The organism is Oscillibacter sp. CAG:155, assembly GCA_000436875.1.
Classification (GTDB): Bacteria; Bacillota; Clostridia; order Oscillospirales; family Oscillospiraceae; genus Oscillibacter.
Genome location: FR890860.1, coordinates 1 through 8,561, shown reverse-complemented (window position 1 = coordinate 8,561; position 8,561 = coordinate 1). Strand labels below are relative to the sequence as shown.

The 8,561-nt window shown below is 57.1% G+C and carries 8 protein-coding genes; 2 read left to right on the top strand and 6 right to left on the bottom strand.

Translation table 11 applies throughout. The features are described 5' to 3' along the window. Positions 1 to 1,067: Arm DNA-binding domain-containing protein (locus QZL67_RS02820; protein WP_292919728.1), on the bottom strand; the 1,067-nt coding region annotated here is incomplete at its 3' end. Positions 1,068 to 1,069: 2 nt separating this feature from the next. Continuing rightward, entirely contained in the window at positions 1,070 to 1,264 is a 195-nt protein-coding gene (locus tag QZL67_RS02815; protein ID WP_022289262.1) for a helix-turn-helix domain-containing protein, read from the bottom strand. 302 nt (positions 1,265 to 1,566) lie between these two features. Between QZL67_RS02815 and QZL67_RS02810 the strand changes: the two genes are divergently transcribed. Further along, positions 1,567 to 2,055: a helix-turn-helix domain-containing protein gene (locus QZL67_RS02810; protein ID WP_022289261.1), complete on the top strand. Its 489-nt coding sequence runs from the start codon at positions 1,567 to 1,569 to the stop codon at positions 2,053 to 2,055. A 173-nt stretch (positions 2,056 to 2,228) separates the two neighbouring features. Continuing rightward, entirely contained in the window at positions 2,229 to 2,564 is a 336-nt protein-coding gene (locus QZL67_RS02805; RefSeq protein WP_021904425.1) for a helix-turn-helix domain-containing protein, read from the top strand. Between the two features lie 141 nt (positions 2,565 to 2,705). Here the strand turns inward: QZL67_RS02805 and guaA are convergent, their stop codons facing one another. The 4 genes from guaA to QZL67_RS02785 form a co-directional block, all read right to left on the bottom strand. After that, the gene (gene guaA / locus QZL67_RS02800) at positions 2,706 to 4,247 is read right to left on the bottom strand and encodes a glutamine-hydrolyzing GMP synthase (RefSeq protein WP_022289260.1); all 1,542 of its coding nucleotides are present in this window, start codon (positions 4,245 to 4,247) and stop codon (positions 2,706 to 2,708) included. Positions 4,248 to 4,404: 157 nt separating this feature from the next. Beyond that, the gene (locus QZL67_RS02795; protein WP_022289259.1) at positions 4,405 to 4,983 is read right to left on the bottom strand and encodes a xanthine phosphoribosyltransferase; all 579 of its coding nucleotides are present in this window, start codon (positions 4,981 to 4,983) and stop codon (positions 4,405 to 4,407) included. A gap of 216 nt (positions 4,984 to 5,199) precedes the next feature. Next, positions 5,200 to 6,021 carry an Mrp/NBP35 family ATP-binding protein gene (locus QZL67_RS02790; protein ID WP_022289258.1) on the bottom strand — a complete coding sequence of 274 codons (822 nt, stop codon included), beginning with the start codon at positions 6,019 to 6,021 and terminating at the stop codon, positions 5,200 to 5,202. A gap of 139 nt (positions 6,022 to 6,160) precedes the next feature. Then, on the bottom strand, positions 6,161 to 8,371 hold the full coding sequence (locus tag QZL67_RS02785) for an ATP-binding protein (RefSeq protein WP_022289257.1): 2,211 nt from the start codon (positions 8,369 to 8,371) through the stop codon (positions 6,161 to 6,163). Positions 8,372 to 8,561 lie beyond the last annotated feature (190 nt).

The following is an 8,561-nucleotide window of genomic DNA, read 5'->3' as shown; positions in this document are numbered from 1 at the left end:
CCCCTTTCCATGTTCAGTTTATCCGCCATTTCCGCCTGCTTGGACGGAAACAGGTGTGCGTAGTTATAGGTGATGTCGATGCTCTCATGGCCCACCCGGTCCGCGATGGCCGTGGCAGAGAACCCCATGTCGATCAGAAGTGAAACCGCGCTGTGACGAATATCGTGGATTCTAATGCGCGGCACACCCGCTTCTTTGGCCCCTCGATCCATCTCCCGGTGAAGATAACTCTTGGTGACGGTGAACATCCGGTCATCCGGCCCGATCCCATAAAGCATTTTGATGTAATCCTGGATTTCCTCAGCCAGAAATTGCGGCATGGTGATGACCCGATTGCTCTTTTCCGTCTTGGGAGTGGTAATCAGATCTTGACCGTTCAGCCGCTGATAGGACTTATTGATGGTGACGGTGCGCTTCTCGAAGTCAAAGTCCGCTGGAGTTAGAGCCAGCAGCTCCCCCTCTCGGATACCGCACCAATAAAGCATCTCAAAGGCGTAGAAGGACAGCGGCTTGTCCATCATCACCTCCGCAAATTTCAAGTACTGCTCCTTGGTCCAGAACATCATCTCCCGGTTTTTCTTTTTGCCCATGCTGCCTGCCTTCTTGCAGGGGTTATCTCGGAGGTTGTAGTACCGAACTGCGTGGTTGAAGATGGCGTTGAGCTGGTTGTGGACCGTTTTCAGGTATACCGGCGAGTAGGGCTTACCGTTCTCGTCCTTGTGGTTCAGCATCTCGTTCTGCCAGGTGATAATCTGCTGGGCAGTGATGTTACACATTTTAAGCTTGCCGAAGTAGGGCAGCAGCTTGGTGCGGATGATGTGGTCCTTGGTGGCCCAGGTGTTTTCCTTGAGCCGAGTTTTCATATCCGCCGTGTAGAGGTCCACAAAGCTCCTGAAGGTCATATCCAGGTCGGCACTGGTCTTGTTGAGCTGTTCCCGCTCCCATGCCTGCGCCTCTCGCTTGGTCTTGAAGCCCCGCTTCTGAGTCTGCTTGCGCTCACCGTTCCAGTCCGTGTAGCGGTAGACCGCCCGCCAGGTGTTGGTCTTTTCTTCTTTATAGACTGCCATGATTAGCCCTCCTTTCCCGTCTTGCCGTAGCAAAACTTCTCCACGAAAAAGTTCCGATTGACCCGCCCGGAGATGGTCAGATAGCCCTTCTCACGGAGTTCGGCGTTGAGCTTGTGGATCACCTTGTAGGCGTGGGACTTGGAGATACCCAGCTCCTGGGCCACTTCCTCCACACGCATAAAGTTTTGTGCCTGCATTGAAAATACCTTCCTTTCCTCATTGATGGCTGCTGCGGCTGGATATTGTGTTCCATAAATGCCTCCTCACTTCCGTCCGCCACTTTTTCTCGGATGTATAACCAGGGGATTGCGGCAGTTCTTTTTTATTTATTGATTCTAAGCTATTATGCTTAGTATATTGTCATTATACTAAGCATAATAGCTTGTGTCAATCGGGGTACGCAAAATAAATTAAATAAAATTGTTTAGTATTCTCTTGACTTTCCTAAGCATTTCTGCTACGCTTTTCCTAAAGACAACCAACGATTGGAGTGGATGATATGGCGATTGGCGAACGGATTCACTTTTTCCGTCTCCTGCGTGGGATGACTCAGAAATATCTCGGCATGGCGCTGGGCTTCCCGGAAAAGTCTGCCGATGTGCGCCTTGCCCAGTATGAAACAGGATCAAGAACCCCTAAGGCGGACCTTACCGCTGCCCTGGCCCAAGTATTGGATGTCTCTCCCCATGCCCTCTCCGTCCCGGACATAGACTCCTATGTGGGGCTCATGCACACCCTGTTTACCCTGGAGGACAACTACGGGCTCAAGATCAGCGAGATAGATGGAGAAGTCTGCCTAAAGGTTGATGTACGGAAGAACAAGGACGCCGCCCGGCTGCATGAGATGCTCTGTTCCTGGCAGCAGGCCGCTGCCAGGTTGGAGGCAGGCGAGATCTCCAAAGAGGATTACGACAAGTGGCGCTACCACTATCCAGAGCTTGATAAGACCCAGAACTATGTGAAGGTGCCGCCCCAGGACCTCTTTTGACCCGCTCACTTGTAGGTCACGGGAAAGGCCGTTTGTTGCACAGAATAATAATATAAAGAAAAAGAGAGCTAACTGACCACAAAGCGAATACCTAGATTACTTGTTTGCACTCTTGACTTTTCATTAAATGAATATTAAACTAATATTAGTTTAATAAAAGGAGGGGACGGGTTATGCCTACGACTCTTATGAACGTATTCAAATCTGTTGATCTAAAAGGCGCTGGTAAGACAGCCGCTAACATTGTGTCTTTGGCGTTTAAACCCAACAAAAAAACTGGGGCTAGAATTGCACGAGCTGTGTTGGATGATGGGACAACGCTAATCAAAACTGTAACCGCTTCCGGCGTCGTATCAGAGACTGTTCATCGGCTTCCCGAAATTATATCCGTTGCCCAGAGAAATGCAGTTATCAAAGATTTGGCTAAACAAAAGATGACCCAAGAGACCATTGCTGCCATGCTGGATATATCACAGTCTACCGTATCCAATGTTTTAAAAAAGAAATAACAAAAAAGAGAGCTAACTGACTAATCAAAATCAGTTAGCTCTCTTTTTATGAATAATGAAAAAATGTTGCCAAATCGTTGCCACGGAGGGCCTTAACCTCTCAAAAGCCCAGTTATATCAGGCTTTTCCGGGTTTCTGAAATTATTCCCACTCGATGGTCGCGGGGGGTTTGCTGGTGATGTCGTAGACGATGCGGTTGATGTGGGGCACCTCGTTGACAATCCGCACGCTCACCCGGTCCAGCACGTCGTAGGGGATGCGGGTCCAGTCGGCGGTCATGAAATCCGTGGTGGTGACGGAGCGCAGGGCCAGCGTATAGTCGTAAGTCCGGCCGTCGCCCTGAACGCCCACGGAACGCATATTGGTGAGCACCGCGAAATACTGGTTCATGGTGCCCTCCAGCTTCGCCTTGGCGATTTCATCCCGGAAAATGAAGTCGGCCAGACGCAGCGTATCCAGCTTGTCCTTGGTGATCTCGCCGATGACGCGGATAGCGAGGCCGGGGCCCGGGAAGGGCTGACGCATCACCAGATATTCCGGCAATCCCAACTCTCGGCCCAGTTGGCGGACCTCATCCTTGAAAAGCATCCGCAGCGGCTCGATGATCTCCTTGAAATCCACATAGTCGGGCAGGCCGCCTACGTTGTGATGGCTCTTGATGACGGCGGCGTTGCCAGCACCGGACTCGATCACATCGGGGTAGATGGTGCCTTGGACCAGATAGTCCACTTGGCCGATTTTCTTGGCCTCCGCCTCAAAGACCCGGATGAATTCCTCGCCGATGATTTTGCGCTTGCGCTCCGGCTCACTGACACCGGCCAGCTTGGAGAGGAACAGCTCTTCGGCATTGGCCCGGACAAAATTGATATCCCACTTCTTGAAGGCGGCCTCCACCTCATCGCCCTCATTCAGGCGCATAAGGCCGTGGTCCACGAAGACGCAGGTGAGCTGGTTGCCGACGGCCTCAGCCACCAGCGCGGCGGCCACGGAGGAGTCCACACCGCCGGAGAGGGCCAGCAGCACCTTGCCATCGCCCACTTTTTCCCGGATGGAGCGGATGGCGGTTTCCTTGTAATCACCCATGGTCCAGTCGCCCTGAGCGCCGCAGACCTCATAGAGGAAGTTGCGGATCATGTCGGTGCCGTGTTCCGTGTGGTTGACCTCGGGGTGATACTGCACACCGTAGAAGCCCCGGGCCTCATCGCAGATGGCCACGTTGGGGCAGGCATCGGAGTGAGCCACCAGAGCAAAGCCGTCGGGCACCTTCTCCATATAATCGCCGTGGCTCATCCAGGTGATGCCCTGCTCCGGCAGCCCCTTGAAGAGCTTGCAGGCGGTGTTGAAATAGGTCTCCGTCTTGCCGTACTCCCGGGCGGAGTCGTCAGTGGCGGCGGTGACCCGGCCGCCCAGATTGTGGGCGATCAGCTGGCAGCCGTAGCAGATGCCCAGAATGGGCACACCCATCTCAAAAACAGCGGGGTCCACCTGGGGGGACTTGGGATCGTAGACGCTGTTGGGGCCGCCGGTAAAGATGATGCCGATGGGGTTCATGGCGCGGATCGTGTCCAGCGGCGTGGTGTAGGGCTTTACCTCGCAGTAAACGCCGCATTCCCGAACCCGGCGGGCGATCAGCTGATTGTACTGACCGCCGAAGTCCAGCACGATAACGGTCTGATGAGACAAGGGAATTCCTCCTTTTTAAAGTTGTGAGACCCGCCTGCCGCTCCGCTTCACAGCGGTAAAGTCGGTGCGGCGGAAAGCGGGAAGCTCCTGAGCGGGGATTTGCGCCTTCAGAGAGAATGCGTGTATCCGGCTCCGCTCGGGCCGGAGAGGGGAAACATTACTCCTCGTCCCGGAAGACGATGTTGCCCGGCTCGGCAGACTCGATGATGGCCAGGGACTTGAGGTTGATGCCGGCGGCCCGGAGCCGGTCGCCGCCGCCCTGGAACCCCTTCTCCACGGCGCAGCCAATACCCACCAGCGTGGCACCGGCGGCGGTGACGATGTCACACAGGCCCCGCATGGCCTCGCCGTTGGCCATGAAGTCATCAATGATGAGGACCTTGTCGTCAGCAGAGAGCCATTCCTTGCTCACCAGCAGCGTGACCTTCTTTTTATACGTGTAGGAGAAGATGTCGCTCTGATACAGTCCGCCCTCGATATTGTCGCTCTTGGCCTTCTTGGCAAAGATCATGGGCTTGTGGAAATGCTGAGCCACGATGGCGGACAGGGCGATGCCGCTGGCTTCAGCGGTGAGGATCACGGTGACCTCGTCCATGTTGAAGTGCTTGCCGAACTCCTCGGCGATATGGGTCATCAGTTCCGTGTCGATGCGGTGATTCAGGAAGCCGTCCACCTTGATGATGTTTCCGGGCAGTACCTTGCCCTCCTTGACGATGCGCTCCTTCAGTTCCTGCATACGTAGGTTCCCCCTCATTCTCGTTATCAAAATTTATGGCGTTCCTTAAACGCCGCACTTATTACTATTATCCCGGATTAGCTGGGGTTTTGCAACTGTTTTTCCCCACAAAAACCGGTTTTCCCCCAAAAGACGACTTGTAGCTTTTGCGAGAGACGGACAAAAAAGACGCAAAACCCGCGCCGTGAACGGACACGGCGGCGGGTTTTGCGGGGGTTACTTGTTTTCCAGCCGATCAGCGGCGCCTTCCAGCCAGGTTCCCTGGAAGGACTCGATGTCGCCGGCATCGGTCAGAGCGGCCAGGGCCGGGTCGATGGGCATCTCCGCCAGAACAGGCAGGTGATGGCGCGCCGCGGCCTCGGCAGTCTTGCCTTCACCGAAGAGGTGGATCTTCTTGCCGCAGTCCGGGCAGGCCACGTAGCTCATGTTTTCCACAAGGCCCACGATGGGAACTTCCATCATCTCCGCCATTTTGACGGCCTTTTCCACCACCATGGAGACCAGCTCCTGGGGAGAGGCCACGATGATGATGCCGTCCAGCGGAATGGACTGGAACACGGAAAGGGACACGTCGCCGGTTCCCGGAGGCATATCCACAAACAGATAGTCGCAGTTCCAGAGCACATCCGTCCAGAACTGCTGGACCACGCCGGAGATGACGGGGCCGCGCCAGATCACGGGGTCCGTCTCATTGGGCAGCAGCAGGTTGGTGGACATGATCTGAATACCGGTCTTGGAGGTCATGGGATAGAGCCCGGCTTCGCTGCCCATGGCCTGACCGTGAACGCCGAAAGCCTTGGGGATGGAGGGGCCGGTGACGTCGGCGTCCAGGATGCCGACCTGATAGCCCCGGCGGCGCATGGTGACTGCCAGCTGGCTGGTGACCATGGACTTGCCCACGCCGCCCTTACCGGAGACGATGCCGTAGACCTTTCCGATGTGGGCTTCCGGGTGATGCTCCTTCAAGAGGGATTGGGGCTCCTGCCGCTCGCCGCAGTTCTCACCGCAGGTGCTGCAGTTATGGGTGCATTCGCTCATGATGTGATACTCCTTTTTCACTCACGCGTGATTTCCGCATATCGTAACGATATTGTATGGATTTTATAGGCAAACCATATCTTATACCCGCTGTACCGGTTCCGTCAATGCCAATCTTTTGACGGAATGGGGATGGACATCAGTTTGCCGCCAACCGCTGGACAAAGACATCTGCGTCATCGGCAAAAAAGTCTGCCTCCCGGCTGTGGCAGGTGAAGAGGAGGATCTGACGGGTTTGGGCGGCCTCCTTCAAGTACCGCAGGGCGGAGGCACAGCGTTCATCGTCAAAATTGGTCAGTGCGTCGTCCAAAACGATGGGGACACAGTTCTCCTGGGGCAGCACCAGATCACAGATGGCCAGCCGCACCGCCAGATACAGCTGGTCCGCCGCTCCGGCGGAGAGGAACGCTGCATCCCGGTAGATGCGCTCATCCGCTGCTTCGGCAGACAGGTGGAATGCACGATCCAGAACGACGCCGCTGTACCGGCCGTCTGTGAGCCGGGCAAAGATTTCTGCGGCCCGGCGGCCCAGAGCGGGGGAGAAGCGGTTTTGCAGGGTGGTATTGGCGCTGTCCAGTGCTTCCATGGCCAGGGCAATGGCATCATACTCCGCATTCAGCGCATCCCGCTTTTCCGTCAGCAAAGCGGCCTGACTGCTGAGGACCACACTGTCACCCCGGGCGTTGAGCTGGCCGGAGAGCTGATCTGCTGCGGAGCGGGCAGCGGCCAGCTCGCCCCGAACGGTTTCCAGGTCCTGTTCCACGGAGGCCCGCTCTCTGGCGGGGGCGGTAAGGGGAGACTGCTCCTCGGAAAGTGCCGGGGACTGCTGCGCCAGCACTTCGTAGCGCAGGCGGGTCTCCCGGGCAGCGGTCTCCGCACCGGAGAGCTCCCGCCGGCGGGCGAACGCTCCCTTGAGGGCCTCATCCGCGGCGGGAATGTCGAAGGCGGAAGGAGCAAAGCGCCGGACTTCCAGCAAGATGCCCTGTTCATTGGAGGAAAGAGAGGCATACAGGGCGTCTGCGGTGGCGGTTTTGGCACTGACATCGGCCTGGGTGGCTTCCTGCGTCTCACACAATTTATAATAAGTATCGGCCAGAGCGGCGATGGCGTCGGTATCGGTGGTGCCGTAGCGCTTTATCAGAGCGGCGGCCCGGGCCTTTTTCCGGGCGGAACGGCTCAGCGCACAGGCCCCGCCGATAGATGCCAGAACTACCACAGCGGCACAGCCCAGAGCAGGCAGCGGCCCCATAGACCATAATCCCCAACCCAAAGCAGCGGCTGCCAGCAGGCCGCACACCGCCAGGACCGCTGCGGCGGTGTAGGAGGGCTTTCCGTCGGGAGGCGACGCCACCTCCCGACGTACCTGCTCCGCAGTCTGGCCCGCAAAGGGGCTTTCCGACACGGCAGCTTCCGCCCGAAGAGCGGCCTTCATGGCCTCGTCCCGCTCCGTCCGGGCCTTTTCCAGGTTCTTCCGAACGGTTTCCAGATTGACAATGGCGCCCCGGAGACGGCCGATGGTATCCACTTCCGGCACCCGGTCAGCCTCCAGCCGCTGCCGCAGAAGGGAGATCTTCTGCTCCGCTGCCTCCGCGGCGGATTTTGCCTCTGCCAGGGCCTGGGCCTGGCTCTGCCGCTCCCAGGCGTCACAGGCGGCCAGCTCGTCCTGCAAAGAGACCTCCCGGGCGGAGAGAGCCTCCACTCGCTGCCGGGCGGCTGCCAGCTGGGATTCCAGCGCGCGCAGGTCGGAGAGCTGGCGCTCCATGTCCTGTAATTCCGCCTCCACCGCGGGGATCATGCCATTTTTGTTGTAACGGCGGCGGGTGAGCTGCTTTTTCAGAGCTTCCCGGGCTTCAGAATAGGAGGTATCCTCCTCGCCCGAGGAGATGAGAGAGGCGATCCGCCGCTCCAGACCGGCGTCCTGGGTAATGGCCAGGCCGCTTTGACGGATGAAGGCGCTGCGCTCAAACACCTCCCGGCTGACGCCCAGCAGCGTTTCGCCGCAGGTTTGACCGGTGAGGCCGGGCACAGGATCACCGGTGCCGGCATACAGGGCCTGAAACTCTGCCAGAGGAGCCGTCTGACGGCGGGTTGTCCGGGTGAGGGTCAGCTCATCAGAGCCGCTCCGGCAATCCAGACGCCCGCTCATAGAGGAGCCCGACCAGGGGGCGTACCGGTTCTTTTCTGCAATAAAACCTGCTTTGTCCCGTTCCCGGCTGTTGATACCGTAGAGCATGGCGGTTAAAAAAGCGCACCAAGTGGATTTGCCGGCTTCATTGGGGGCCTGCACAATATTCAGACCTGGCTTTAATTCCAATGTAGGGCCCTGCAGTCGGCCGAAGGTGGCGCTCATGCGATGAATCAGCAGAACAATCACTCCTATTGGTATAGATTCTGTTCAATGATGCATTATAGCACGGGAACCGTGTTTTGCACAGGTGGATTTCCAAGTTGTACAGAGCTGGGATCGAAATAAGCAGGGTTGATCGTGAATATTAAAAAAACGAAGAAAGTCGCAAAAAGGTGTTGACAAATGGGGAAAG